The sequence below is a fragment of the Cohnella mopanensis genome, assembly GCF_022352055.1.
Taxonomy (GTDB): Bacteria; Bacillota; Bacilli; order Paenibacillales; family Paenibacillaceae; genus Cohnella; species Cohnella mopanensis.
The window spans coordinates 1-26,311 of sequence record NZ_JAKRWM010000021.1 but is presented as its reverse complement, the minus strand read 5'-3'; the positions used below and the strand labels follow the sequence as shown (position 1 = coordinate 26,311).

General features: G+C 49.3%; 28 protein-coding genes and 1 tRNA gene. 5 read left to right on the top strand and 24 right to left on the bottom strand.

The window, feature by feature from the left end; all coding sequences use genetic code 11:
• Nucleotides 1-132: 132 nt before the first annotated feature.
• Nucleotides 133-1,014, top strand: coding sequence for an AraC family transcriptional regulator (locus L3D05_RS22510; protein WP_239618629.1), 882 nt, complete (start codon nt 133-135; stop codon nt 1,012-1,014).
• A gap of 4 nt (nt 1,015-1,018) precedes the next feature.
• On the opposite strand, the gene L3D05_RS22505 is transcribed toward L3D05_RS22510, so the two are convergent.
• Nucleotides 1,019-2,365: an MATE family efflux transporter gene (locus tag L3D05_RS22505; RefSeq protein WP_239618628.1), complete on the bottom strand. Its 1,347-nt coding sequence runs from the start codon at nt 2,363-2,365 to the stop codon at nt 1,019-1,021.
• A gap of 150 nt (nt 2,366-2,515) precedes the next feature.
• On the opposite strand from L3D05_RS22505, the gene L3D05_RS22500 reads away from it, so the two are divergent.
• Entirely contained in the window at nt 2,516-3,364 is an 849-nt protein-coding gene (locus L3D05_RS22500) for a helix-turn-helix transcriptional regulator (RefSeq protein WP_239618627.1), read from the top strand.
• 5 nt (nt 3,365-3,369) lie between these two features.
• On the opposite strand, the gene L3D05_RS22495 is transcribed toward L3D05_RS22500, so the two are convergent.
• The 5 genes from L3D05_RS22495 to L3D05_RS22475 all read right to left on the bottom strand — a co-directional run bounded on the left by L3D05_RS22495 (nt 3,370) and on the right by L3D05_RS22475 (nt 8,629).
• Complete coding sequence (locus L3D05_RS22495; protein WP_239618626.1) at nt 3,370-4,872, bottom strand: malate:quinone oxidoreductase; 1,503 nt, start codon at nt 4,870-4,872, stop codon at nt 3,370-3,372.
• A gap of 261 nt (nt 4,873-5,133) precedes the next feature.
• Nucleotides 5,134-6,396 (bottom strand): MFS transporter, encoded by a 1,263-nt coding sequence (locus L3D05_RS22490; RefSeq protein WP_239618625.1) that lies wholly within the window; start codon nt 6,394-6,396, stop codon nt 5,134-5,136.
• Nucleotides 6,397-6,552: 156 nt separating this feature from the next.
• Nucleotides 6,553-7,026 carry a MarR family winged helix-turn-helix transcriptional regulator gene (locus L3D05_RS22485; RefSeq protein ID WP_239618624.1) on the bottom strand — a complete coding sequence of 158 codons (474 nt, stop codon included), beginning with the start codon at nt 7,024-7,026 and terminating at the stop codon, nt 6,553-6,555.
• Between the two features lie 99 nt (nt 7,027-7,125).
• Nucleotides 7,126-7,962, bottom strand: a complete 837-nt coding sequence (locus tag L3D05_RS22480) for a TrmH family RNA methyltransferase (RefSeq protein ID WP_239618623.1) — start codon at nt 7,960-7,962, stop codon at nt 7,126-7,128.
• Entirely contained in the window at nt 7,949-8,629 is a 681-nt protein-coding gene (locus tag L3D05_RS22475; protein ID WP_239618622.1) for a potassium channel family protein, read from the bottom strand. The genes L3D05_RS22480 and L3D05_RS22475 overlap by 14 nt, the downstream gene beginning before the upstream one ends.
• Nucleotides 8,630-8,750: 121 nt before the next feature.
• Between L3D05_RS22475 and sspI the strand changes: the two genes are divergently transcribed.
• Nucleotides 8,751-8,963, top strand: a complete 213-nt coding sequence (gene sspI, locus L3D05_RS22470) for a small acid-soluble spore protein SspI (protein WP_239618621.1) — start codon at nt 8,751-8,753, stop codon at nt 8,961-8,963.
• Here sspI and L3D05_RS22465 read toward each other — a convergent pair.
• From L3D05_RS22465 to zwf, 9 genes are all read right to left on the bottom strand, one after another.
• The gene (locus L3D05_RS22465; RefSeq protein ID WP_239618620.1) at nt 8,960-10,156 is read right to left on the bottom strand and encodes an alpha-D-ribose 1-methylphosphonate 5-triphosphate diphosphatase; all 1,197 of its coding nucleotides are present in this window, start codon (nt 10,154-10,156) and stop codon (nt 8,960-8,962) included. The genes sspI and L3D05_RS22465 overlap by 4 nt on opposite strands.
• A gap of 67 nt (nt 10,157-10,223) precedes the next feature.
• Nucleotides 10,224-11,810: a peptide chain release factor 3 gene (locus L3D05_RS22460; protein ID WP_239618619.1), complete on the bottom strand. Its 1,587-nt coding sequence runs from the start codon at nt 11,808-11,810 to the stop codon at nt 10,224-10,226.
• A gap of 75 nt (nt 11,811-11,885) precedes the next feature.
• The gene (locus tag L3D05_RS22455) at nt 11,886-13,400 is read right to left on the bottom strand and encodes an MDR family MFS transporter (RefSeq protein WP_239618618.1); all 1,515 of its coding nucleotides are present in this window, start codon (nt 13,398-13,400) and stop codon (nt 11,886-11,888) included.
• A gap of 83 nt (nt 13,401-13,483) precedes the next feature.
• Complete coding sequence (locus L3D05_RS22450) at nt 13,484-15,031, bottom strand: MDR family MFS transporter (RefSeq protein WP_239618617.1); 1,548 nt, start codon at nt 15,029-15,031, stop codon at nt 13,484-13,486.
• 33 nt (nt 15,032-15,064) lie between these two features.
• Nucleotides 15,065-15,736 (bottom strand): bactofilin, encoded by a 672-nt coding sequence (locus tag L3D05_RS22445; RefSeq protein WP_239618616.1) that lies wholly within the window; start codon nt 15,734-15,736, stop codon nt 15,065-15,067.
• Nucleotides 15,729-16,415, bottom strand: coding sequence for a hypothetical protein (locus L3D05_RS22440; protein ID WP_239618615.1), 687 nt, complete (start codon nt 16,413-16,415; stop codon nt 15,729-15,731). The genes L3D05_RS22445 and L3D05_RS22440 overlap by 8 nt, the downstream gene beginning before the upstream one ends.
• 10 nt (nt 16,416-16,425) lie before the next feature.
• The gene (locus tag L3D05_RS22435; protein WP_239618614.1) at nt 16,426-17,049 is read right to left on the bottom strand and encodes a YhbD family protein; all 624 of its coding nucleotides are present in this window, start codon (nt 17,047-17,049) and stop codon (nt 16,426-16,428) included.
• 113 nt (nt 17,050-17,162) lie between these two features.
• Entirely contained in the window at nt 17,163-17,783 is a 621-nt protein-coding gene (locus tag L3D05_RS22430) for a cyclase family protein (protein WP_239618613.1), read from the bottom strand.
• A 20-nt stretch (nt 17,784-17,803) separates the two neighbouring features.
• The gene (gene zwf / locus L3D05_RS22425; protein ID WP_239618612.1) at nt 17,804-19,360 is read right to left on the bottom strand and encodes a glucose-6-phosphate dehydrogenase; all 1,557 of its coding nucleotides are present in this window, start codon (nt 19,358-19,360) and stop codon (nt 17,804-17,806) included.
• Nucleotides 19,361-19,552: 192 nt separating this feature from the next.
• Here zwf and L3D05_RS22420 point away from each other — a divergent pair, with 192 nt between their 5' ends.
• A complete protein-coding gene (locus tag L3D05_RS22420; RefSeq protein ID WP_239618611.1) occupies nt 19,553-19,885 on the top strand; it encodes a hypothetical protein in 333 nt (110 codons plus the stop codon).
• Here L3D05_RS22420 and L3D05_RS22415 read toward each other — a convergent pair.
• The 7 genes from L3D05_RS22415 to L3D05_RS22385 all read right to left on the bottom strand — a co-directional run bounded on the left by L3D05_RS22415 (nt 19,882) and on the right by L3D05_RS22385 (nt 24,613).
• Nucleotides 19,882-20,535: a response regulator gene (locus L3D05_RS22415; RefSeq protein ID WP_305037461.1), complete on the bottom strand. Its 654-nt coding sequence runs from the start codon at nt 20,533-20,535 to the stop codon at nt 19,882-19,884. The two genes, L3D05_RS22420 and L3D05_RS22415, sit on opposite strands and share 4 nt — an antisense overlap.
• A gap of 4 nt (nt 20,536-20,539) precedes the next feature.
• Nucleotides 20,540-21,583, bottom strand: a complete 1,044-nt coding sequence (locus tag L3D05_RS22410; protein WP_239618610.1) for a sensor histidine kinase — start codon at nt 21,581-21,583, stop codon at nt 20,540-20,542.
• A gap of 24 nt (nt 21,584-21,607) precedes the next feature.
• Nucleotides 21,608-22,246, bottom strand: a complete 639-nt coding sequence (liaF, locus tag L3D05_RS22405) for a cell wall-active antibiotics response protein LiaF (protein WP_239618609.1) — start codon at nt 22,244-22,246, stop codon at nt 21,608-21,610.
• 144 nt (nt 22,247-22,390) lie between these two features.
• Nucleotides 22,391-23,074: a PspA/IM30 family protein gene (locus L3D05_RS22400; protein ID WP_239618608.1), complete on the bottom strand. Its 684-nt coding sequence runs from the start codon at nt 23,072-23,074 to the stop codon at nt 22,391-22,393.
• Nucleotides 23,075-23,078: 4 nt separating this feature from the next.
• Nucleotides 23,079-23,594 carry a PspC domain-containing protein gene (locus tag L3D05_RS22395; RefSeq protein WP_239618607.1) on the bottom strand — a complete coding sequence of 172 codons (516 nt, stop codon included), beginning with the start codon at nt 23,592-23,594 and terminating at the stop codon, nt 23,079-23,081.
• Between the two features lie 6 nt (nt 23,595-23,600).
• Nucleotides 23,601-24,266, bottom strand: coding sequence for a PspA/IM30 family protein (locus tag L3D05_RS22390; RefSeq protein WP_239618606.1), 666 nt, complete (start codon nt 24,264-24,266; stop codon nt 23,601-23,603).
• A gap of 47 nt (nt 24,267-24,313) precedes the next feature.
• Nucleotides 24,314-24,613 carry a LiaF transmembrane domain-containing protein gene (locus L3D05_RS22385; protein WP_239618605.1) on the bottom strand — a complete coding sequence of 100 codons (300 nt, stop codon included), beginning with the start codon at nt 24,611-24,613 and terminating at the stop codon, nt 24,314-24,316.
• Nucleotides 24,614-24,851: 238 nt separating this feature from the next.
• Here L3D05_RS22385 and L3D05_RS26820 point away from each other — a divergent pair, with 238 nt between their 5' ends.
• Nucleotides 24,852-25,538: a C40 family peptidase gene (locus L3D05_RS26820; protein WP_369418001.1), complete on the top strand. Its 687-nt coding sequence runs from the start codon at nt 24,852-24,854 to the stop codon at nt 25,536-25,538.
• A gap of 62 nt (nt 25,539-25,600) precedes the next feature.
• Here L3D05_RS26820 and L3D05_RS22375 read toward each other — a convergent pair whose 3' ends face one another.
• Nucleotides 25,601-26,065, bottom strand: a complete 465-nt coding sequence (locus L3D05_RS22375; protein WP_239618604.1) for an MEKHLA domain-containing protein — start codon at nt 26,063-26,065, stop codon at nt 25,601-25,603.
• A 115-nt stretch (nt 26,066-26,180) separates the two neighbouring features.
• Nucleotides 26,181-26,266 (bottom strand) — tRNA-Leu (locus tag L3D05_RS22370).
• Nucleotides 26,267-26,311 lie beyond the last annotated feature (45 nt).

Here is a 26,311-nt window from a genome sequence, read left to right as displayed (position 1 = left end):
AGATTTACTGTATACGTAAACCTTACAAGAGAACCGACTGGCGAACAATTCACAATCCGCTGATTATGATGGACGATATTCTGATCTGGAGTTACAATAACTGCAAACCTACAGGAAAGCGGGATTCGAAGTATGGAAAAGAAAGCGGATGGGTTTCAAGCGGAGAAAATATTCATCATGCCTCAGTATGTAGAGGATGAAGTGTTGAACGAGCCGCTCATTCGCCCGTTCTACTTGACCGATATCGGCTATTACCCTCGTGCCTTCCACCATTATAGAGAGCGGCCTCGCGGCTGCGACTCCCATATTCTGATCTATTGCGTCGGCGGTGAGGGTTGGGTATCCGCGGGAGCGGACAATACCTACCGGGTAACCGAACGTACTTTAGCGATCATTCCGGCGGATACGCCGCATGCTTATGGAGCGGACGATACGAATCCATGGAGTATCTACTGGTTTCACGTGCGAGGTGAGCAGGTAGAGGATTACCTGAAAGCTATCGGCCTCGCGGCGGGAGCTTTAACGCTTTCCCCTCGCGACGCGGATAAATTAGCGGAGATGTTCCATCATTGTTACGACATTCTGACCGCTAAGTCCTATTCCATCCCTCATCATCTTCACATCTCGCAGACGGTCAAATATTACCTCAGCCTCACCGGACTAATCCCGGGACGCAAGGAAGAGGAAAGAAAACAGCAGGTCATCGAGCATTCCGTCCAATTCATGAGAACCAAGCTGGACCAATCGCTAACGTTGGAACAGCTCGTCTCCCATGCGCAAATTTCCAAACAGCATTTGAACCATCTGTTCAAATCCTCCACCGGTCATGCCCCAATCGATTATTATCATCGCTTAAAGATGCAACGAGCCGGACAACTGCTGGATTTAACGGACTTAACCATTAAAGAAATTTGCCACTCTCTCGGCTTTACGGATCCCTATTATTTCTCCCGAATGTTCAAGAAGATCATAGGAATCTCGCCGTCCGAGTATCGCAACAATCCCAAGGGGTAATCGTTTACGGGTTTTTGTTCCATTGGACGGACCTTCGTTTCCAGCGCAGAAGGAAAGCAGCGCTTCTTACGGATTCATCCAATATTAAAGCGCACATCACGCCTATGAGTCCGAACCCTGCGCTGATGCCGAATACGTATGTCCCTCCTGATACCAATACCCACATACCGAAAACGGTTAACATCGCGACGTATTTGGCTTCCCCGATAATATTAAGAGAATTGGACGCGCAAAATCCGATCACGCGCAGCGGCTGCCACAGCATGCACATAGCTAGAATCGGCAACGACAGCTCGATGATGGCGTCATCCGATGTAAATAAGCGCATAAGCGGTGTCCCAAACAGAAAGATCATAGCCGATACGACAACGCTTAGAGCGATCCCCGGCCAGATCGCTTGCGCAAGGCTTCGGTCAACTTCCTTCAGCCTGCCCGCTCCGTAATATTGGCCGATTCGGATTTGCAGTCCTCCCCCGATTGCGGCCGCTATCATCCATGTAAATTGTTGAATCGTTTGGATATAAGTATAAGAAGCCAGCGTCGTCGTCCCCATGCGCGAGATCAAAGCTAACACGATGATTTGCGAATACCCCCAAGATACCGCCGTGAAAGTAACCGGCAAACCCACCTGCAATACTTCCTTCAGCAGGGGGATCTCCAGCTTGAACCACTCCCTCATCCGCCAATGAGGGTGAAAGGTTCTCCACAACAGCCAAGCCGATACGAGCAAAGCCGCGAACCGGCTTATCATGCTGGATAATGCCGCTCCTTGGATTCCCATCTCGGGAAATCCCAAAGCCCCGAAGATCAGCACGTAATTAAGCACAAGATGAAGCAAGTTCATTCCGATCGTAATATACATCGGCCCTCGCGTATTTCCCGTGCTACGAACGACCGCATTAATGACGAAATGCAAAAGTACGATTATCGTCATGGAGCCGACGAATGTTAAATAGGGACTGGCATAGTGCACGACATCCTCCGGAGTGTTCATGTAACGAAGTACGGCCGATGTCCCGAAAAAAAACAACAGGCTTCCTATGAGTCCCATGACCAGGTTGGCTTGCACGCCGAGAACCGCCGTTTTGCGCGCTTCTTCTCTTAGCCTTCCACCCCATTTGCGGGCAACGACAACGCTGATCCCCGCATTGATTAAGGCGAAAACGGTTAAAGCCGATTGAATGACCTGGTTTGATACTCCTACGGCCGATACCGCCTCGTCACCGATTCGGCTAACCATGACCGTGTCTACGGCTCCCATAAGAAACTGCAGCAGCAGCTCGATTCCGATAGGCCAAGCCAAATGCCACAGCGATAGTTTGTTCTCTTGTTCCAATGCCTGATCTTTCAAGCCCACCGACACTCCTCATATTGTCATCAAGATGTTATTGGTGTACGACGACAATTCATGCTAAGCTACCATAATAGTGGGAAAAATCGATTCCGTCTCAACCTTTCTTGCGTTCTATTTATCCAATATTGTCATTGTAGGAGCTAAATCATGAGAAAAGCCTTATACGAGAACACCCAATTGGCGGACGCGAGCTTTCCGATGAACGTATTCCATACTCCCTTTCAAGACCATCAATTTTTAACTTTGCATTGGCATGAGCACTTTGAATTTATTCTGATCGAGCAAGGGGAAGCGACCATTCAGATCGGGGAGCGCTCATTCGTAGGCCAGGCCGGGGATTTGTTCGTAGTGAACAGCGGAGAGCTTCATGCCGTTTATCATCCTAAGAACGAGTTCACTCTGTTTGCCGTCGTTTTCCATCCCTCTCTTATCGGGTTGAAATCCTCTGATTTCATTGATGTTCGATGGCACAACCGCGTGGATAGAAACACGGAACACGGCAAGCTGATCCATCAAGCCCTTCAAGGGCTGATAGAAGAATTCCAACGCAAAAAAAGCGGCTACCGGCAAGCCGTAGTCGCTTTCGCGCAATTGCTATATACTTGGTGCTGCCGCTGGAACAAAGTGAACAGCGAGCCGGACAACCAATTCCTCGGCCTCCAGCAGAAGGCATCCCGCTTCAAGGAACTCATCGAATACGTCGAACTGCACTATAGGGACAAAATCACTTTAGCGCAAGCCGCTTCATTCGTCCATTTGAGTCCCTATCATTTCTGTAAAGCTTTCAAGAAGATGACGGGGCTTACCTTCGTCCATTTCGTTAACTTATATAGAATCCATGAAGCCGAACGTTTACTTCTGAATACGACTTTGTCTATCTCGGAGATCGCCGATCGGATCGGTTGCGGGAGCATCAACGGTTTCTCCAAACTGTTCAAGCAAGTCAAAGGTTTCTCACCGAAGCATGCGCGTGCTTTGAATGCTAATTCGTTATAATATTATCACGCTAGAACCAAAGCTTCTTTATTTGCGAGACCAAGCGTCCGAGCTGTTGAAGTATGAATTTCGTTGATAAGCTCTGGGTTTTTCAACAGTGACACGCCATAGGATGGAATCATTTCTTTAATTTTCGCTTCCCACTCTTTCATATGTTGCGGGAAACATTTATTAATGACCTCAAGCATAACGTGAACGGCAGTTGAAGCACCCGGAGAAGCTCCGAGCAATGCGGCTATCGAACCGTCAGCGGCGCTAACCACTTCCGTACCGAATTGAAGCGTTCCTTTGCCGGCATCCGTATCTTTGATAACTTGCACGCGTTGACCCGCTACCACTAAATCCCAATCCTCGATTCTGGCGTTCGGGATAAACTCTCGCAACTCTTCCATGCGCTTCTCTTTCGATAACATAACTTGCTGGATCAAATATTTGGTCAATGACATGTTTTTTGCGCCAGCCGCCAACATCGTTACGACGTTATTCGGTTTTACGGAAGTTACCAAATCGAACATGGAGCCGGATTTTAAGAATTTAGGCGAGAAGCCGGCAAATGGTCCAAATAGCAACGATTTTTTATTGTCGATATATCTTGTGTCAAGATGCGGAACGGACATTGGAGGTGCGCCAACCTTCGCTTTGCCGTATACCTTTGCATGATGCTGCGCGACAACATCCGGATTATTACACACCATGAATATTCCGCTTACCGGGAATCCCCCGATATGTTTTCCTTCAGGAATACCCGATTTTTGCAATAAATGTACGCTTCCGCCTCCGCCTCCGATAAAGACGAATTTTGCGGTATGGCGTTCGACGTTACCGCTATCGATATTTCGCACTTTCAGTTCCCACGAGCCATCGCTAGTACGTTTAATATTATCAACATTTTGTTTGTACTTGATTTCGACGTTCTTGCTTTTTAAATGGTCGAACAACATGCGCGTTAAAGCGCCAAAGTTGACATCCGTTCCAGTGTCTATTTTTGTTGCCGCTATAGCTTCATTCGATGGACGGTCTTGCATAATAAGCGGAATCCATTCCATCAGTTTTTCCGGGTCATCCGAAAATTCCATCCCTTGAAACAAGGGATTGTTAGACAACGCTTCAAAACGTTTCTTTAAAAACGTTATGTCTTTTTCGCCTTGTACCATACTCATATGAGGCAATGGCATAATAAAATCTTGCGGATTATTTACCAGCTTGCTGTTTACGAGATAAGACCAAAACTGCATGGAAAGCTGAAACTGCTCGTTAATTTTGATAGCCTTGCTAATATCTATAGATCCGTCCGGTTTTTCGACGGTGTAGTTAAGCTCGCACAGTGCAGCATGCCCAGTTCCTGCGTTATTCCATTCGTTAGAGCTTTCCTCACCTGCGTTTTCGAGCTTCTCAAACACTTTAATTTCCCAGCCCGGTACTAGTTCCTTCAGAAGTGTCCCCAAAGTCGCACTCATGATTCCGGCACCGATTAAAATAACGTCTGTTTTAGTTTGTATGTTGCTCATTTTTACCGTCCTTATACCCTTCGTTTTGCAGAAAGGATGCAGGCGACTGCTTAGGCGCCATAGCAAGCCAGGGCGCGACCTAGCACACATCTTTTCTGGTTCAATAATTAACTTATCCTAGTGTATCACTATTAGTAATAGATTAAAATAATTGTTGCAAATGTCCTCGTACCATTTTATAGTTTTTAACCCGTCTAATAGAAAGATGTTCCCACATAATATCAACCATGGAATAAATACTCACTCATCAAATGATAAATCCTATTTTTCAAAAGGAAAACGGCGGCTTTGAGTATTTACAGGCGTTCTCTTATATAAAACTGGTATTGCCGCTGCTATAAGGATCATGCCCATAAAAGCGGGTGCGGCATGACCAAGTGATACATAGATTTGACCTCCAATGATAGGCCCAATCATTCTTGCTAAAGCCTGAATAGATTGGCTACCTCCTTGAATCCTTCCTTGTTCACTAGAATCGACAGACTTGGAGAGCATCCCATTAAATGAAGGTCCATAGATCGAATCACCAAAACCAAATATGAACATTCCAGCGATCAAAAGAGGATAGAACGAGAATAGAGCCGATGCAGCAATAAGACTGTAGCCTATAATCTCCGAAACCATTCCAAGAATGGCTATCTGTTTATCACTAAACTTTCTCAAAAGCTTCGGCATTATGAAACCTTGTGAAACGATGTCTTGGAAACCCATAATTGAAAACATAAGTCCGATTAGTGCAGGCTTCCAACTGAAAGTATCGATTGAAAATTGTGAAAAAACGGCCTGTAAAGATCCGTTGGGTACCCAAAGTAAGAACGCTGAGACAAGCAGCCATTTTAAGTTTTTCGTGGAAAGTATGCTTGCAAGCTGAGTAAATGGATTCAGTTTTACAAACGCAATCTCTTTCCGTCTATTATTTTTGTTTAGGCTCTCAGGCATAAAAAAGAATCCATAAACAACATTCAATAAAGTTATTGTTGCTCCAAAATAGAGGGGGGCAGAATAACTAAACTTGGCAAGTAATCCCCCTAGAGTTGGGCCAATGACGGTGCCTACACCTACAACCGCACTCACCCATCCAAAGTATTTGGTTCTCTGTTCTGGAGGAATGATGTCTGCAAAATAGGCGAAGATCGTGCTTATGCTCCCGCCAGTTATTCCTTCAATAATGCGCCCAACAAATAGTACCCATAGAGCTCCTCCTATGCCAAAAACCAAGTACCCGATTGCGGAACCCACAAGGCATACTAAGAGCAATGGACGACGGCCATATCTGTCGCTCAAAGCTCCAAGTACGGGGGCCGCAAAAAACACGCAGACCGCATAAACAGAGGTCAGCAGCGTAACAACTATAGCTTGTTCTCCCGGATTGCTTGTATAAGGCTGCACTAAGAACGGAACGACAGGTGCTATTATACTGAAGCCTATTCCGCAAAGAAACACAGAGATAAGACCGAATATTAATGCGTGTTTATCTATGGTTTGTTCTGTGTTCTGTTCATTGTGTGATCTAAATATGGACACTTAAATTCTCCATTCAAAAGTTATGATTTTGATTCCTTGGAAACATATTTATCGTATCGTCATTTTGTTTCCCTGTCAACAAAATAAGGACAATAAAAAGGCAGCCCGTTCTCAATAGAGCCCGGCTGCCTGTGATTTCATTTTCATAATTCAAATTTATTCTGACTTCATATCTATACCCTGTTTCTTTATTTCCGCATCCAAATGCCTACTATACTTTTCCACGAAGCTAAGCATACTGTCAAATTGTTCCTCGGTTACATGCTCGAATACAGCTTTATCCCGCTCTTGAAACTCTTTGTGCAGGTCCTCATGGATTCTAAAAATGACTTTCCCTTGCTCAGTAAGCCTAAAATAGATTTCTTTCTTGTTATCCGACTTCTGGTAGCTCTCGATAAGACCTTTGTGTATGAGCTTCTGAGTTATTTTACTTATGGCACCGCGAGTCATATAAAGGGACTCCGCAAGTTTTGTCACATTGGAATCTGCATTTTTTTCAATGTATTCGATGCAATGTACTTCAGAAGACTTATAACCCTTAAGACCTTCTTCCATCTTATCTTTATTAAGCCAAACCATCTTGTTATATAAGTCCCTGAAACCCATTATGACCCGATCTTCTTTGTTCATGGCCTGTCCTCCCACCCGTTAGTGCATTAACAATGGTCTATATATTATAACAAAACCGCCTGTTAGAAGGCGGTTCATTCATTTCCAACCATGACGATTTTATTGTCCCTTATGTCCCTTTAATCCCCGTTGCCGCTGAGCCTCGAACAGCAGTACCGTAGCCGCCATAGCCACGTTAAGAGACTCGGCTCTTCCAGTCATAGGTATAATTACATTCGCATCCACTAATGTAGCGACCTGCTCGGACATGCCACTGCCTTCATTGCCGAAGACGAGCCATACGTTACGATCGCTGAAATCATAATCGTAACACGATTGCGCGGCCTGAAGGCTTGTACCTACGAGGGATACCCCTTGCTCGGCGGCTTGAGGCAACAACGAACTTAAATCCGCCTCGAGTACGGGAACGTGGAACAGCGCCCCCATTGTCGCCCTGATCGTCTTAGGATTGTACAAATCGGCCGTACCCTTGCCCAAGACAACCGCCGTCGCACCGCTTGCGGCGGCGCTTCTTACAATGGTTCCGACATTGCCGGGATCCTGCACGCCGTCCAACACGACGATTAATCCAGCGTCATCGCCGAACAGAAGTTCTTCGCTCGGAGGGCGCTTCCGCGCTACCGCAAAGATCGGCTGCGGAGTTCCCGTCTCGCTGCATTTCTCGATAATTTCCGGCGATACCGGAAACCATGCCGTAACGTCACTTCCTCGTTGCTCGTCTTCTATGTATTCCTCGAATGCATCCATAACGCCGGAGCCTTCATCGAAGGCAATAACATCAAGCGGCCATCCCGCTTCCAGAGCTTCCTTCACCAAATGGACGCCCTCCAGCAGAAACTTCTCTTCGCGCTGCCGATATTTACGCTCCAGCAGCTTGGCCCACTCTTTCACTCGCGGGTTGGAAGCCGAACTGATATATCCCTCAAGGTTCCGCATATGCTTGCTCCAGTTTCGTTAATAGGTCGTTCTTGCCCACGATGACGAGAATATCGTCCTTGATCAAGGGCTCGTCCGCACGCGGAGTAATATTTAATTCTCCTTGGCGCTTTACCGCTAGAACGTTGCAATTGTATTTTTGACGAATATCGAGTTGCTTAAGATTTTTACCGATCATCGAGGAAGGTACCTTCATCTCGACGATACTGTAATCGGCGGACAATTCGATATGCTCGAGAATGTTCGGAGAGATCAGATGATGCGCGACGCGTAACCCCATATCCCGTTCGGGGAATACGACTTTGTCCGCGCCGATCTTATTCAGCACTTTGCCGTGCAGCTCGTTCTGCGCTTTGACGATAATATAAGGTACGCCAAGGTCCTTCAGAATCAAGGTCGTCAATATGCTCGATTGGATGTCTTGTCCGATTGCCACGACGACAACGTCGAAGTTGCGGATGCCCAGCGCGTTCATCGCTTCTTCATCCGTGGAATCGGCTGAAACGGCATGAGTCACGGCATGCGCGACATCTTGAACGCGTTGCGCGTTATCGTCGACGGCAAGCACTTCGTAACCGAGTTCGGCCAGATAGATCGCCACGCTCGATCCGAACCGGCCAAGCCCGATAATCGCGAATTGTTTTTTTCCATGTGGTTTCTTCGCCACCAATTGCTTCCTCCTCACGATCGTTTCCAATGGGCTCATTATAACACATTCCTTACCCGGCATAACCGTCGGGCCTATAGGGAAATCTACACGGGAAGTTCCCCTTTAAGGAGGTATATCCGTGGAATTAGACTTAAGACAGGCGATTATTCAGCGGGTACAAGGTAAGAACAACGACGAATTAACGGAAATTATCGAAGGTTCTATCGGCACAGAAGAAATGGCCTTGCCTGGTTTGGGAGTTCTATATGAGATGATTTGGAACAATAGCACGCCTGCTGCGCGCAAAAAAATGGTAGAAGTCCTGCATAAGCACCTTAACAAACAACCCTAAACAAAATCCTTCGTGGCGTGAACAACGACTCCGCCAACGATGGTCGAGTGAACGAGCGGAATGCCCCGCACTTTGCGGACAATGATCACATCCGCCGCTTTGCCTAACTCGATCGAACCGATCGAATCGGCACGGCCTAACGCGCGCGCGGCATTAAGGGAAGCCATGTTGACCGCTTGATGGAGAGGTAATCCTTCTGTCTCCAGTTGAAAAACGGCATGAAGCAATGACGCTGGATGGTAGTCCGAGCACAGAATGTCGGCTACCCCTTCCCTAATAGCTTCAACTGCCTTCAGATTGCCGTCGTGAGAACCGCCGCGAACGATGTTGGGCGCTCCTACGCATACTCCCATCCCTTGGGCGGTAGCATATCTTGCCGTTTCAAGAGTTAAAGGAAACTCGGATACCGTCGCCTGAAAATCAAGAGAACGATTGACGGCCGCTTCGCTATCGTCGTCGTGAGATGCGACGGCGATACCGCGGCTGCGCGCTTGCGCCGTTAGCGCTTTAAGCTTGCTCCAATCGACCCGGCTTCTTCTCTCCTGCAGCTCCTCGACGATAACGGCTACTTCGTCCACGCTAACTCCTTGATTTTTCATCACATATCGTTGAAATGCCCCGGGCCGATGATATTGTCCCTGCCCCGGCGCATGATCCATTAAAGACAAATAATCGAGCAATCCATCGTCAAGCAGCTTCTGGGCCAACTCGAATCCGGTCAAATGCGAAACCTCGTAACGCAAATGCACGCCGTGGCGAATCATTGCCCGTTCCTGGCGCATGCTAGCGATTAGTCCGATCATCTCCGCAACGAGATGCTCTCCGCGCAAGCTCAAGCCTACCCCTAATGACAAGGAATGCAGCATCGTCGTTATGCCATGTCCCGCTAGCTTTCGTTCGAACTGTAAAAAAGCCATCTCCAGCGGAAACAGCGTATTCGGCCTCGGCTCCACTTCTTTCTCGATCGCATCGCAATGAATATCGATCAAGCCTGGCAGCACCCAGGCACCTTCGGCATCTATTACTTGATCGTAGCCAACTTCCCCAGCATCTGCACTTATTGACGAGATTACGCCGCCCTCTATTGCCAGATCCCGTTGGCTAACGCCATCCGGGCGAACGACCAAACCGCCCTTAATCTTCATACGGTTCCCCATGAACCATTCGCCCTCTTCCGGTAAGTTTCTTCCCATTTTACCAGTTCCGAAGCCTGACATACAACAAAACCCGCCGCCAGCATGGGCAACGGGTTTATCATCGTTAAGGAGCGACTTCCAAGAACTGCAGATCCGGCATGCGTTCCATAGCGGTTCTCATTGCGTATTCGTTCTCGAAGAGCGCGACATCGACATTGTTCTTGTCTTTGACCAGAATCGAGTTAATACGGAATTTGGTTTGATCGACTTTATCGCCGACAATCCAACGAGCGAATTGGAATTGCGTCCGGAACAGTTGGATATCGACGCCGTATTCGTTCTTCATCCGGTACTCGAACACCTCGAATTGAAGCTGGCCGACGACGCCAAGATACGTATCCTCGAACGCCCCTACCGAACGGAAAACTTGAACCATGCCTTCTTCCGTCAGCTGGTCGAGCCCTTTCAAATATTGCTTCTGCTTCAGCGCGTTCTTGATCGACACTTTGGAGAAAATCTCCGGCGAGAACGTAGGCAGCTCGTCAAATACGATGTCCCGTCCTTCACTTAAGCTATCGCCAATTCGGAAAATACCGGGATCGAACAACCCGATAATATCCCCCGGATACGCCGTTTCGACGATATCCCGGTCCTGAGCCAGAAATTGCTGCGGCTGGGACAACTTGATCTCCTTACCGACGCGTACATGACGGACGCTCATGCCCCGCTGGAATTTCCCCGAACAAATCCGCAGGAAAGCGATACGGTCGCGGTGAGCCGGGTTCATATTCGCTTGAATTTTGAAAACATAACCGGAGAACTTCTCCTCGTCCGGATCAACCGTGCCTTCCGTCGTTTTACGCTGGGTTGGCTGCGGCGCCAGCTCCAAGAAGTTTTCGAGGAACGTCTGCACTCCGAAGTTGTTCACCGCGCTGCCGAAGAACACTGGCGTCAACTGGCCGGTACGCACTTTCTCATAATCGAAGGAATCGCCCGCGACGTCTAGAAGCTCGAGCTCCTGCGCCAATTGCTCGGCCAAATAATCGCCCGCCATCTCGCGAATAATCGGGTCGTTGTAATCTTCCGTCTTGCGGACTTCGATCTCGGTATGGTCCTTGCCTTGGAACAGCTCGACTTGGTTTTTCATCCGGTCGTATACGCCGCACAACTCACGGCCCATGCCGATCGGCCAGTTCATAGGAACGGAGCGGATGCCGAGCACCCGCTCGATCTCTTCAAGCAGCTCGAACGGATTTTGCCCTTCGCGGTCTAGCTTGTTGATGAACGTGAAAATCGGAATGCCTCTCTTGCTGCACACTTGGAACAGCTTGATCGTCTGCGCCTCGACGCCTTTGGCGACGTCGATAAGCATGACGGCGCTATCCGCGGCCGTTAACGTGCGATACGTGTCTTCACTGAAATCTTGGTGACCGGGGGTATCGAGAATGTTCACCTGTTTGTCTTGATACTGGAACTGCATGACCGAGGAAGTAACCGAAATTCCCCGTTGCTTCTCGATTTCCATCCAGTCGCTTGTCGCGTGCCGCGCCGCTTTGCGCGCTTTAACCGACCCTGCGATGTGAATTGCGCCCCCATAGAGAAGCAGCTTCTCGGTTAAAGTCGTTTTCCCCGCATCGGGGTGAGAAATTATAGCGAAAGTACGGCGCTTCCCAACCTCTTGCCGTAATTCTTCAGTCGTCTTTTGGCTCATCCGTTGATATTCCCTTCACGATAAAATAACAGCTTTCATTATACCATAAGAAAATCGCTCAGGGATATTTCGGGTTTAAGCCGATGTTTGAAGCTCCGATGCCATCTCCGGTTCTTTCTTTAATAAAACTTCCTTCTTCAGGAACCAGCAAATGATGAACGAGGCTACGACGAAGAAGAGCGAGATAAAGAAAATGTTCTGGAACGAGTCGGCGAATGCTGCCTTCACTTGACTGAGCAGTTCCGGCGCGAGCCCGGAAGGGATTCCTCCCGTCACGATATGGTCGACCGATCCGGCTGGCAGCTGATCCTTCAGCCCCTCCACTCCGTTGCCGATGTTTCTCGCCAGCAAGCTGCCGAAAATGCTTAATCCGATCGTCGCTCCGAGAGATTGGAACACCTGTACAGTCGATAGCGCGATTCCGCTCTCTTCTTTGGCTACCGATTCCTGTACGATCAAGTTATCTCCCCCGAACAACGCGCCGAGACCGAGTCCGAGAATGAAGAAGCTGATGACGATGAAGAGCACGGTCGTGTCGACTCCAATTCGGGATAACATGATGAATCCGATTATCGGAAGCACGAACGAGATGATGAACAAATTGCGGTAAGCCAATTTCGTAATGAGGAAGCCGATCACAATGCTTGACGGAATCGCTCCCCCCATGAATGCGAGCATCAGATAGCCCGATGCCGTCGGCGTCATCCCCATCACGTTCTGCGCGAAGAACGGGAAAGTAGCGATTCCTCCCATAACCCCAAGCATAAGTGTAAAGACGAGCAAGGACAGCACGACGACGTTTCGGTTACGGAACAAGTGCATCGGAATGATCGGTTCCTTGACTTTCATCTCGATTCTCACGAATAGCACGAACAGCATTGCGGACAAGACCAACAGCCCGATGACAACTGGAGAAGACCAACTATAGCCTTGATTGTCGATCAATACTGGAGCTAGCAGCAGCGATAGCAAGCCCAGAACGAGCGTGAACGCCCCCGCCCAATCGATCGAACGCTTTTCTTCGCCTCTCGTCTCGCGCATTCCTTTGGCGAGCACGGCCGCCGCAATGAGGCCGAGCGGAATGTTGATCAGGAACACCCAGTGCCAATTAATATGGCCAACGATATATCCGCCGACTGTAGGCCCTAATAGCTGAGGGAGAATCATAAGCGGACCGAATAAGCTTTGAATTTTAGCCCGTTGCTCCAATGGATAAGTATCCCCGATGATGACGAGCGCGAGCGGCATTAATCCTCCCGCTCCGATTCCTTGAATTCCGCGCCCGATCAGCAGCCATGTCATCGATGGCGCTAACCCGCTTACGATCGAGCCCCCGATGAAAAAGGCCATGCAGATCATATAAACTTTTTTGCGTCCATAGAGATCAGCCAGTTTCCCCAATATCGGCATGAACATTGTAACCGCCAGCATGTAGACACCGGCTACCCAGCCATATAACGATAAACCGTGAAGCTCGCGGATAATCGTCGGCATAGCCGTCGATACGACCGTCTCGTCGAGCTCCGCAAAAATGAGTCCGATCAGTAGACCAGTCAAAACTAACTTCTTGTTGTTCCCCTTACTTTCCACTTGTACACCTTCCCATCAAATCTTAACTTTAGCGTCTGGGTAAGAATACGATTCAATTGTGAACTGAATATGAACCTTACCCTTTAATGCCCGGATGCGTATTCTTTACCTTCCGCGGAGGCATCAAGCTTCTGGCGGCCCATGAAGAAAGCCACCGCTAACGCAAGCACCGCCGGTATGATCGCCCAAGCGAACGTATACACGATTGACGAGGAAAGCATTTTCGTGATGGGATTCAGAATTTCCGGAGGAATATGGGCCCGTAATTCTGGCGATAACAACGAGTGGGGATCTTTGAAATCAAGACCATCCGGCATTTGTCCGCCCGACGCTTCCGCACCTCCAGGAGCGAAAAAGTCCTTTAGTTTCCCCGTAAATACATGGCTTTGGATAATTCCGAAAGTCGTAATGCCGATCGTCATGCCGAGCGAGCGGATGAAATTAAGCGTAGAGCTAGCCGTTCCGCGTTGGCGTGCGGTTAAACCATGAATCGCGGCATTGCTCAACACGGAGAAGGAAGCTCCGATACCGAGACCGATCAAAATCATATACAGCGTGACGATCAACCTTGTGGACTCCGAATTTAAGGTTGCCACAAGAGCCGTGCCCGCCACTAAAATAGCGAGAGTAGGAATCATCAGGTTTCGATAAGGCAGCTTCGTCATTAAGAATCCGCCGAGTGAAGCCGTGACGACCGATCCGACCATCATCGGCAGCAGCACGAGCCCCGAATTGGTCGCAGAGCCTCCGAGCACGCCTTGAATGAAGATCGGAATATACACGGAGGCGACAATGAACGCCGCACCGCTAAACAAAGCGCATAGAATGCTCGTCGCATACAGCCGATTCTTGAACAAGCTGTACGAAATAATCGGCTCCTCGACCTTCGTCTCGTTAATGAGGAACGCGATCGCCAGCACCGCGAATCCGGCGAACAAGCCTAAGATCATGGAAGAATCCCATGCATATTGCTTGCCTCCCAGCTCAAGCGCGAACATGAGGCATATGACCGCTCCCACGAGGGTGAACGCGCCGACCCAATCGATCGGTTGCTTCGAGTGCTCATGAGATTCTTTGTAGAAGAACGTAATCATCGCGAAAGCCAGCACGCCCAAAGGCAGATTGATGTAGAATATCCATTCCCACGCGATATGGTCCGTAATGTAAGCCCCTAGCAATGGACCGAATATGCTCGACAGCCCGAACACCGCTCCGAATAGACCGCCAAGCTTGCCCCGGGATTGCAACGGAACCGCGTCGAACATGATCGTGAACGCGATCGGAACAAGCGCTCCGCCGCCGATCCCTTGAATCGCCCGATACATGGCCAATTCCGTAATCGAGCTGGCGGTCCCGCAAAGTGCCGATCCGATCATGAAAACGATGATTCCAAAAACGAAAAACTTCTTGCGCCCGTACATATCCGACAGCTTTCCGAATATCGGCATTCCGGCCATCTCCGCCACCATGTAAGCCGAAGTGACCCATACGAACTGATCTAATCCGCCAAGCTCCCCGACGATGTTCCCCATCGCCGTGGCGACGATTGTGTTATCCATTGATGCCATCAAGATGCCGAGTAGCAAACCGGCGATAACGATCCCCAAGCTACCCTGCTTTCGTTGCTCCATTTCCCTCGCGCTCCCTAATCTTATTAACAACCGTTATCGCTTAATGCTATCTTTAACGTTAGCGCTCTTGTGGATGTCCAGCGAATCCCGGTACTCCACCCGGCCGATCTGACAGCCTTGGCCGATAATGACTCGATTGCCTCTTACGATGGCTGCGTTCGTATGTTCCAGTTCCACGACATCGCCTTCGATCTGCTCCGCATTCAAGTTAGAATCTCCCTTGAACATGAAGAAGTTGAGCAGCTTCGTCGCCTTGCTTCGCTTGACCCTGAGCGTCGTCCCTCCGATTTCCCTGGCCATGCAAGGACCGAACATCTTCACGTACAACCCATCCGCGCTTAGTAAGCCTGACACGTTAAAAGCCCCGGCTAATTCAATCGATCCCGCTTCGCAATCTCCCTTCGCGTCCAAGTTGCCTGTAAACTTAACGTTCTCCATGCGAACTCCGGAAGATACTTTCACTTCGCCACGCCCGCGTACGACTAACGCTTCAAGTTGGCCTTGGACCTCGCATTCTCCCGTAATTTTAAGCTCTTCGGTTTTCAAGTTTCCCATAACCTTAACCTCGCCGGTATTATACAGCTTGATGCAATCGACATCACCGTTAAATATACTTTCGCCGGTCAGCTTGATATTCCGGTACCGTCCGCCTACGGACGTCGTCTCGCCCAACATCTTCATATCGCGTCTCGTATTGTCAGCCACCCGTCTTCACCTCTTTACCGATTTTTGCTCCGGGATGTACCTTAAGCTCCGTGCGATATTCGATCAACCCTATCGAACAGCCTTTACCGATGAGAACCCGGTTCCCCCTTACGATATCAGCCTCGGTATATTCCAGATCGATATCGTCTCCTTCGATAACGGTAACTTGCAGCTCCGGGCTGAACTTCGGAAGCATCCAGCTCCATAGCTTTCCCCATACGCTTCTCGACGCTTGACGGACTTGAATGCTCTCCACGCCGATCTCCCGCGCTTTGCCTCTGCCTTGCAGCTTCAGCTCCATCCTACCCGCATTCAGCAATCCCTGAACCTCGAATGCGCCATGCATATCAAATTGTTCGATTTCGCAATCTCCGCCAATATTCAGAATCCCGTTAGCCGAACAATAGTCCGCTTTTAAGGAGCCCTTCACTTTCATCTTTCCGTCTATCTTCATTTTCCTAGCGGTTAGCAAGCCATCGACTCTAAAGATACCGTCGCTATCCAACTCTCCTGTAATGAGGTCGCCGTGTACCTTCGTTATTCCGTTCGCGTCGAACGTAACGGAGGCAACGCTGCCTTCAACGGTTCCCACTCCATCGATTTTCACTTTTCCGTATTCTCCGCCGCCAGCTTTACTAACTCCATTAATCAATAAATCCGGTCCGTTAAAAGTTTCCATATCTTCACCCCTATACCCATTTTCCTTTTAGTTGTTCGATGCACTCCGACATAGACACCCGCGCGATTAACTTTACTCCGCTTTCGTAATACAGATCCGCTGGAACCGACAACAATGCAAAGGACGATACGCCCATCTTGCGAATGAATATGAGATCGCAGGGCTTGCCATCGAATTTCGGAAAATGATCGCGCAACGTCTGCAACAATCGTTCTCCTTCTTCCATGCTCATCTCGCCTGCCTGAAGCAGCTTGTCGACGACATAAAAGTAGAGCAATTTATCGAACGTATAGACGACCCCGTCAGCGTCACCGGATGCAAATCGCTCTATGACAACAGGCGAAACAATGTTTCGTTTCAATAGGTCGACTTTTCGCATCTCATACTCAGGCAATAACGGTGAAAACTTATCCGCCAGCTCATCTAGCGACAAATCATCCTTCATATTCATGATTTTATCGATACGCGTTAATATTAAATCTTTAGGAAAAAACGTCTCTTGACCCGTAAACGTAGATTTTCGGATAAACCACTCTTCAGGAATGAGCTGTTTTCGCTTCCAACGATACAATTGGCCGTAGGATATGCCCTTTTCATCGAGTAGATCTTTTTTGGATATCAAATCTTGTTCCATAGCAATCCCTCCACCGTTAATGTAACATAACACTGTTACGTTGTAAACCCAAAAAAAGAGAAAAGGGCGAAAAGACCCTTCTCTCTGTATTCGCTAAAGACGAATCTCTTGCATTACGCCATCAGAAAAGCGCGTGCAGGAGCTGCATCGATTCCGGTAAGCTTAAGCGGAGCGATCACTAACGTGTAATTTCCCGCTTCTACATCCTTCAAACGTACCCCTTCGACAATGATAACATCATTGCGCATCAATGTACGATGTGTCGGATACTCCGCTTGAGCGCGTTCGATTCCGAGCGCGTCCGTCGCGATTAGGCCCACTCCGATATCCGCTAAGTACTTCGCTCCGTCTTCACGCAAGAAGACGAAGTCAAGCATGAACTCTTCGGTTAACGAGCTTGTCGTCTTGAACAGCAATCTCTCCCCGCGCTGAATAGCGAACGGTTCAAGATCTTCCTTCGTGATAAACTCCTTCAAATGCGTTAGATCCAGCACCCGTGCCGGTCCGATCAAGCGCTCCAACGAAATCGTTTCAATCGTAGCGCCGCCCGCAAGCATGTGAAGTGGAGCATCTACATGCGTTCCCGTATGCGTGTTAATCGTGAGCAAGCTTTCATGCGGCTTGCCTTCATCGTGATTTTGCACGTTCGTGATCCGCGGTTTCTTCTGCTCATAGCTTTTCCACACTTGCATGTTCTCTTCTATCGTCATACTGATATCGTAAATTTTCGGCAAAGCAGACACCTCCGAACTTACTATTTGCTTGTATTTGATACCCAAATGACATTATCCTCGTCTTGCCCGTTAACAGGCCACCAGTGGAAACCTTCGTCCGTCAGCAGCTCTATCGCTTTTTGAGGTCCCCACGAGCCCGCAGCGTACGACTGCAGATCGCTGGAATCTTCTCGCCAAGCAGCGGCGATCGGATCGATCAGTTTCCATGCGACGGCTAACTCGTCCCAACGCGTGAAGTACGTATGATCCCCGCGCGCCGCGTCGAAAATTAACCTCTCATAAGCTTCTGGCGTATTCAAGCCGACTTGGCAGCTTTGGCAGAACTCCATCGCCACCGGTTGAACCGTCATGTCGTTACCCGGTTTCTTGGCATTGAACTTAATGTAGATGCCTTCCATCGGGTTGACGCGAATGACGAGAAGATTCGGTTGCAAGTCCTGACGCTTCGCGAACAGAACGTTATTCGGAACGTTCTTGAACTCGATGACGATCTCCGTCGATTTGACCGGCAAGCGCTTGCCTGTACGGACATAGAACGGTACGCCAGCCCAACGGAAGTTGTCAACGAATAGACGAGCCGCGAAGAACGTCTCGGTGACGGATTCCGGATCGACGGAATCCTCTTGGCGGTAGCCCTTCAGTTCCTTGCCTCGCGAAGCTCCTTGCGCGTACTGCCCTCTTATGATATTCCGACGAATTTCTTCGCCGGACACGAGATTGCGGATCGAACGAAGAACCTTAACCTTCTCATCCCGAATATCTTCCGGATCAAGGCGGCTTGGCGGTTCCATGGCGATCATCGTAAGCATTTGCAGCATATGGTTCTGAACCATATCGCGCAACGCGCCCGACTTATTGTAATAAGCACCGCGTTCTTCGACGCCCACTGTCTCCGCTAACGTGATCTGAACGTTCGCGATGTGGTTGTTGTTCCACAACGGTTCGAAGAAGGCATTAGACAATCGGATAACTTCGATGTTCTGTACCATTTCCTTGCCGAGGTAATGATCGATACGGAATACCTCATCTTCGCGGAATACTTGACGAATTTCTTCATTCAAGCGCTCAGCGGAAGGGTAATCGTAGCCGAAAGGTTTCTCGATGACAAGGCGATGCCAGCCACTGCTCTCAAGCATGCCGCCGTCGCGAAGATTGCGGGATACGTTACCGAACAGTTCCGGTGCAAGCGCCAAATAAAACAGGCGGTTCCCCGGAATTTGATATTGCGCTTCCAGTTCCTCCGTATGAGCTTTCAACTGCTTGAAAGCATCTACGTTCCCCGTGTCGAGGGATTGATATGTAAAATGTCCAACAAAAGCGTTCCATGCCTCTTTATCGCTTGGTTTGTACCGGCAAAATTCTTGTATGGACTCGTATACGTCATCACGGAATTGGGATGGGGTACGCGGTCTACGAGCTAAGCCGACAATGGCAAAACGTTCTCCTAGCTTACCTTCGCGATATAAGCTATACAAGGCTGGGAATAGTTTTCGGCGAGCCAGATCGCCCGTAGCTCCGAAAATGAAATAGACCGCTTCATGAGCGGAAATAGACTCTTGTTTGTTGTCCGTCGTCATGGTCCTCATCTTTCTTGTATGCAGGATTGGATGATCTGATTATTGTCAAATCTCATGAATTGTAGTTTAGCACAATTAACATTCCAACGCTACGTTTTTAACTGTCTTTTCCAAAGCGTGGGCAAATACCCTTACACGTTTGTCTCGCCTTGAATACACTGCTTAAAATTCTAATCCATGGAGGATGATAGCATGATGGATTCTTCTTTTTCTTTCGATGAGGACTCTCTTCAGCCGTTGTGCGGACGGGCGGTTTGCGTAATCCTGAATGATGGTACGCGTCATACCGGAATCCTCACCTCTTGCAGTCCTTCCACGATCGTTCTAAACGGGGAACGGACAGTGCGTCCGGTTAAGCGAACGCGCAAATCCAAAGCTCAAGTAGACATCAGCACTATACAATCGGAGGAGCAGTCCGAAAGCACCGCTTATTGGGGCGTTCTTAGCGCCGGTCCCTTGATGGAGGTTAGTTCGGTGAAGAGCGTTATTCCATTGGCCCCTGTACGGGAGGTTATTCTCATTTAGTCCGCTAGTCCGTTCCGATGCGCATAGATCGCGGCTTGCGTCCGATCCTCCACGCTCAGCTTGCCGAATAGGTTCGTCAAATGGTATTTAACCGTCTTGATTCCGATGAACAGATCGTCGGCAATCTCCTGGTTCGATTTCCCTAGGGCGATCAGCTTCAGCACTTCCATCTCCCGATCGGTTAAATCTTCGTGGGGCTGCGAGTTAGCTTGTGGAGGACGGCGGAAGCGGTTCATCATCTTCGAGGCGACTTGCGACTCGAGCACCGACTGCCCGCGGGATGCCGCTCGTATGGCATCCGCAATTTCGGAAGCCCGGGATGTTTTTAATAAGTAGCTGAACGCTCCAGCTTCGATAACGGGATACATCTTCTCGTCATCCAAGAAGCTCGTAAGTACGATAACTCTGCATTCCGGCATTTCCTCCATAATCTGGCGGGTCGTTTCGATGCCGTCCATGCCTTCCATCACTAGATCCATAAGCACGACATCGGGGGAATATTCGCGCGCAAGCCGAAGACCGTCCATTCCGTTGCCTGCCTCGCCTACCACTTCGATGCCTTCTTCCGTTCCGAGCACCGCAGCCAAACCGATTCTAACCATCTCATGATCATCGACCAATAAAACCCGAACCAAAGATTGATCTGCCATTCGGTTATCCGCCTTCCGCCATCAAGGGCACTCTGATTTCGATTCTCGTTCCTTTGCCGGGAGCGCTAGCGATATTTAACGATCCGCCAAGCTCGTTCACGCGCTCCTCCATGTTCGTCATTCCATAGGATGCCTGTTTTTTCACCTGCGTGTCGAAGCCGATTCCGTTATCCTTAATGCCTAGCCGCACGGCATCTCCGCGACGTTGAAGCACAATATCCATTTTCGTAGCCTTGGCATGCCGAAGTGTGTTGGAAAGCGCCTCCTGCACGATTCGGAAGAGATGGTTCTCCACACCTTTGTTAAGTGGCAAATCCTGCTCCATGTCGATCGAAATATCGACCGGCACCTTGGCTTTCATCTCTTCCACCAATTCAGGAATCGCTTGAGCCAATCGCTTGCCTTCCAGATGAACTGGACGCAGATGCAGCAGCAGGGCTCTCATCTCCGATTGCGCTGCGGATGCCATTTCTTCTATTAATTCCACCTGACGGCGGGCCCGCTCGAAATCATTGTCCATTGTCCGGCCAACGGCCGTGGCCGTCATCGAGATCGCGAACAGCTGTTGGCTTACCGCATCGTGCAACTCGCGGGCCAGTCGCTGGCGTTCCTCGATGACGGCGCTCATGCGAGCTTGGGCTGCCAATTCTGCATTGTTAGTGGACAAGCGTTGCAGCGACGAGACTTGATCCTCCCATTTGCGGCCAAGCTTTCCTAACTGTTCCCCGAGACGCCCGATCTCGTCCTTGCCAAGGTTGGGCAACGGCGGATTAGAGCTGCCTTTTTCCAACATCAGCATGGTCTCCCTTAGAAGCTCAAGCCGATGCCTTATCGGATAACTTCTCCAGAAGCCGTAAGCAGCCCCTGTTACGGTGAGAACGCCCAATGCGGTCAATGAATAAGAGATGACCGCTCCCCACGAGAGGAATTCTCCCGCCAACCCGTATCTAATCAACAATAAAATGACAAGTGCGCCAACGCCAAGGGAGTACAGCACCGATTCGCCCATATGGCGCCACACCATATTGGTCACTTTCTGGGATTCCATGCGACTCCCCCTTTCGAAGTTGATTTATACCGTTCGTATTTTGATATCTCCTACGAGATAGAATAACTGAAGTTTCAATCGTTGCTCGCATTCGTCATAATTGGGCGACCTCCACGATAAGCGATGGAACATGCCGCCTTCTTTGATCTGTTTGAACGATACTTGACCGATGAGCACCGAAGCTTCGACCTGAATTCCGTAGTCATCCGGAATGATAAGATCCAAATCTCCAACCAATCCCTGCAGAACAATCGTCGTTTCTTTGTCCTCCGGTACCGCTAACGACATATCCATTCGGATTTCGCCGATGGCATGCCAGTAGCTCATCGAGTGAAGCAGCCAAGACTGTTCGTCCAGCCTCATATTTAATAGGAGTCTGTGCTTGCTCTCATAAGTTCCGACCGTCGGCGGCCTGCCCCTAAAGTAATAAATGCCGAGGGATACTAGAACCACAACCGCGAACAAAGCGAATTGGGTAATGATCAGCACTAACGTGCTAATGACAATGACAATAATGGATATTCGCGAACGATCGGATCGATAACGCTCTATTCCTAGAAGCAGTAGCACGACGGCATTTACCGTCGTGTAACCCGCCATGGCTCCAAGAGCGAGGTAAAGTCCGGCGGCTATGAACAATATCGCATTACTGGGCTTCCTCATGTCGGGTCACACCTCCTGCTGCTTCACCTAATTTTCGTAGTTAAAGCCATAACGGATTTCAACCCGTTATGGCTTGGCCAGCTATCTCTTCCCTATCTTTCTGACATCATAGCACATCTTGCGACAAGGGAGAATGTTTGCTCTTTATTCTTTGCTCAAATTCGGTTGCACGCGGTTTCTTAGAGCTTCAAGCTCTTGCTCTACGCGATATTCTTTTTCCGGGTCGATGCGCGTTGGTACTCCGCCATAAGACGATCCCGGGATACGGGCAACATCCGCTTCCGCTTCGAGCTGCATGATCTTCTCCTCCATGCGATGGAAGCCGCGGGAAGCCGAACCGCTCTCAATCGTATGCAGCGTGCTGATCTGTGCCATTTGCTTGCGTGCTTTCGCCATCTGCGAACGCGCCGCCAATTCATTGCGTTTGTTGCGAAGCTTGTAGTACTCTTCTTTCATTTCATGAAGCTGCGCGGTCAGATCGTTCACTTGCGCGCTTGCTTGATCGTGCAGGCCGGCCAAATCCGCCGCTTGTTGGCTCAATTGAACCTTCTCCGCGAGAAGTTTGCGGGCGAGGTCCTCGTTACCGTTGCGAAGGGAATGCTCCGCTTGTCCTTCACGGTCTACTCCTAATCTTACAAGCTCATCCAAGCGTTGTTTCATCCTGCGTTCGGAAGCCATTTGCTTAGCAACCGTAACTTCGGCATCATGTATTTCCGTTTCCATATCGCGAAGATATTGATTCAGCATTACGATCGGATCCTCAAGTTTATCTAGCCAGTCATGTACCGAAGCCTTCGTCATGTCTTTCATTCTTTGGAATACACCCATTGTGTTATTCTCCTTTCGATTGTTTCTCAAATTTTGAAATTCTAGCTTTCAACTCTTCGATCTCTCTTTGCAACGACTTCTTCTCTATATCTTCCATCATCGCGTCGATCCCTTGCGCAGGTTGAGAGGGAGACTGCGTAGGTGCTGTATAGGGGGCTGGACGTTGCGCGCTCGGGTTGGTGAACCCCGCGCCTGGTCTTGCTCCTGGAGCCGGCCCTGCATAGTTGTTAGAATTGGGATTCCAGTTCTGATTCTGATTGCCGTAGCCGTATTGAGACTGTTCATTGCCTCTCCAGCCTTGGTCGTATGGATTAGCTCCGAAGCCGCCACCGTAATTCGGTTCACGAGGAATGACGAAACCGGCGATGATATATACGACGATCACGGAACCCGCCGAGAAGACCGCCACGATGATCAGCAATATTCTGAGCAACGTCGCATCGACGCCGAGATAATCGGCCAAGCCTCCGCACACCCCGAATAATTTTCGGTCCCGCGTAGAACGATATAATTTACGCATCCTTGTTTAACCTCCTTGTTGCAGCTTACGCTTTAACTGCTCCAGTTCTCTCTCGATCGTCGTTTTCACAAGCTCGCCCGCTTGCATCAACGTTTCTTGGCCCATGCGCCGAAGATCGCGCAAACTCCGGGTTTCAAGCTCGATATCCGTCAATCTGTCGTCGATCTTGCGGAACATTTGCGACGTATCCGGATTACCCGGAGTATAACGCGCATTCAGTCTCTGTTGGAGACGAAGCGACTCCATTCTCGCAACATAGAACTGGCGGCGGTCATATACCGACCGATATTCATTGCGCAGCTCCTGCAACAGTTGCTCCAGATCGGTCAATTCATTCCGGCTTTGCTCGTACAGTTGGCGATATCTTTCCGCGCGTTCTTCATGAATGACCTTTTCTTGAAGCGCCAGCTTCGCTACATCCTCTTCGCCGGCTTTTAGCGCCGTTAACGCTTGCTGCTCGCGCTTCGTCATCCATTGCTCTGCGTCTCTCCACTGCCGATGCAGATTATCGGTATGAGCTGCATACTGACGAGCTAGCCCTTCCGACTGCGTAATTTCTTGATGCGTCGACCATAGAAACTGGTCAATTACGCGAACGGGATCTTCCGACTTCTCAAGACGATCGTTCAGTGTTGCCACCGTCATATCGCGAACTCTTTTTATGACGCTCATTCCCTGTATCCCTCCTTGTTCCGATTACGGCTACTCTTATAGTTAAGTTACATTCGAGTTCTATGATTCTTGCGACCGAGCATCGATACTCCGAATATGATCAGCGCGATTGCCGCAGCCCAGACGAACAAGAAGCTCAGCTTACCGAGAAGAATAAATCCCCCAACTACCGTTATGACTCCACCCAGCAGTCGGTTTCCGTTGTTCCAAGCTACGACACCGAGTAGAATAATCAGTATCGGGATAAGTAGTCCGAACAACCACCCGAGCCCTAAGCCCAATTTACCTAGTACGATTAATCCGCCGAATGTGATAAGCAGGATTGCCAGCCCATTTCCGCTTCGCATTTGTTTCACCTCTTTTCTGTTACTCGTTTACCTCATGACCTTATTGTAAACCTCTCTGTGCTTTTGCATAACGGACTCGCGTATGTTTTTACTCCTAGACTGTGGTCGGGGGTGGTTACCGCCTTGGGACCTTGACCTATCAGACTAACGGTTCTAGCGAATGGCAACAATTGAGGGTTTCCCCCAACTTTCCTCCTATGTTAGCGTATAGCTAGACATTAAACGGAGGTGTTGAAGCGTGAAAAAACACGTATTGGGATTGTGCGCAACCTTGCTGTTAGCAAGTGGATTGAGTACCGTTCCGGCGGTTTCGGCTGCTTCACTAGCTACTCCGACGAAGAACGCTTCAGCGAAAAACAAATCGATTTCTTCTACTATAGAAGAGAATTCGAATTCTAGCTCGGCAACGGATACTAATTCATCGTCAAGTATGGGTACGGATACGAACAACGGAGTTGACGAGAATACAGCAGCTACCGAAGCGATCGAAAAAGTGATCACTGACGGCATGAAATACGAAGGAACACCTTACGAGTTCGGTTCCAATCGTAGCACGACGGCTACGTTCGATTGTTCGGACTTCGTTCGTTGGATATTTAAGGAGTCACTAGGCGTTACCCTTCCAGCCGACTCCCGCCAGCAAGGCACATATGTCCAAAAAAATGGAACCGCCGTGACAGACTGGCACAAGCTGAAACGCGGGGATTTGATGTTCTTCATGACCTACAAGGGATCTGCTGCTCAGAAATATGAAGGAATCGACAAAACAAGCCAACGAATCACCCACGTTGCCCTCTACCTCGGAAACGGCAAAATCTTGCACACTTACTCCAATGCTAGCGGAGGAGTCCACGTAGGTGATTTCGCGAACACCCAATGGGAATATCGTTTCCTCTTCGGTGGCAGCGTACTGCCGAAGCAATAGAGTCCCGTAACCTTATATATTGAAAATGCCCACGGAATTAGTCCGCGGGCATTTTCTGATCTTTATAATCGTTTCCATTGCGTAAACACCGCGGCTTGTCCTTTGTACTCGCCAGCATCGTTTACGATATTCCAAAGCAACACGTTCTGAATTTCAAATCTTGTCCCGCTCTTGGAGATGCGAACGCCGTAATATCCATCCGAATATCCCTGCCTTTTAGCATCCGCCAGCAGCCGTTCTCTTTCGCTTCTCTCTGTCGGTTCGGCCGTCAGCCGCGATGGAATCGCCGTGAATTGATCCCACGTCATTTCCCACAAGCGCAAAGCCGAACGATTCCCGTAATTCAGTACTGGGTCCTGCTCCGTCCCATGGGACAAGAGCACGAAAGGACCATTAAACAAAACCTCAGCTGCAGATACTGAGTTGTTATCATATCGGATAAGGGATCTCCCGGTCGCGCGATAGTAGCTATCGATTAGTAACTGTGAATGAGTTTCAATCCATTCGCTATGTATAATTGTTTCCACGATAATCCCCTGCTCCTCTACGCTTAACGGCTATCGAACGATTTATAAATTCAACAAAAAAGCTTATCTTCTAGGATCTTTTCAGATCTTCGCGATAAGCTCTTGATTACTGTAGTGGTGCCGGTGAAGGGACTTGAACCCCCACTCCCTTGCGAGAAACGGATTTTGAGTCCGTCGCGTCTGCCATTCCGCCACACCGGCATATTCAGTTTTCTTACTGGCGCGCCCTAAGAGATTCGAACTCCT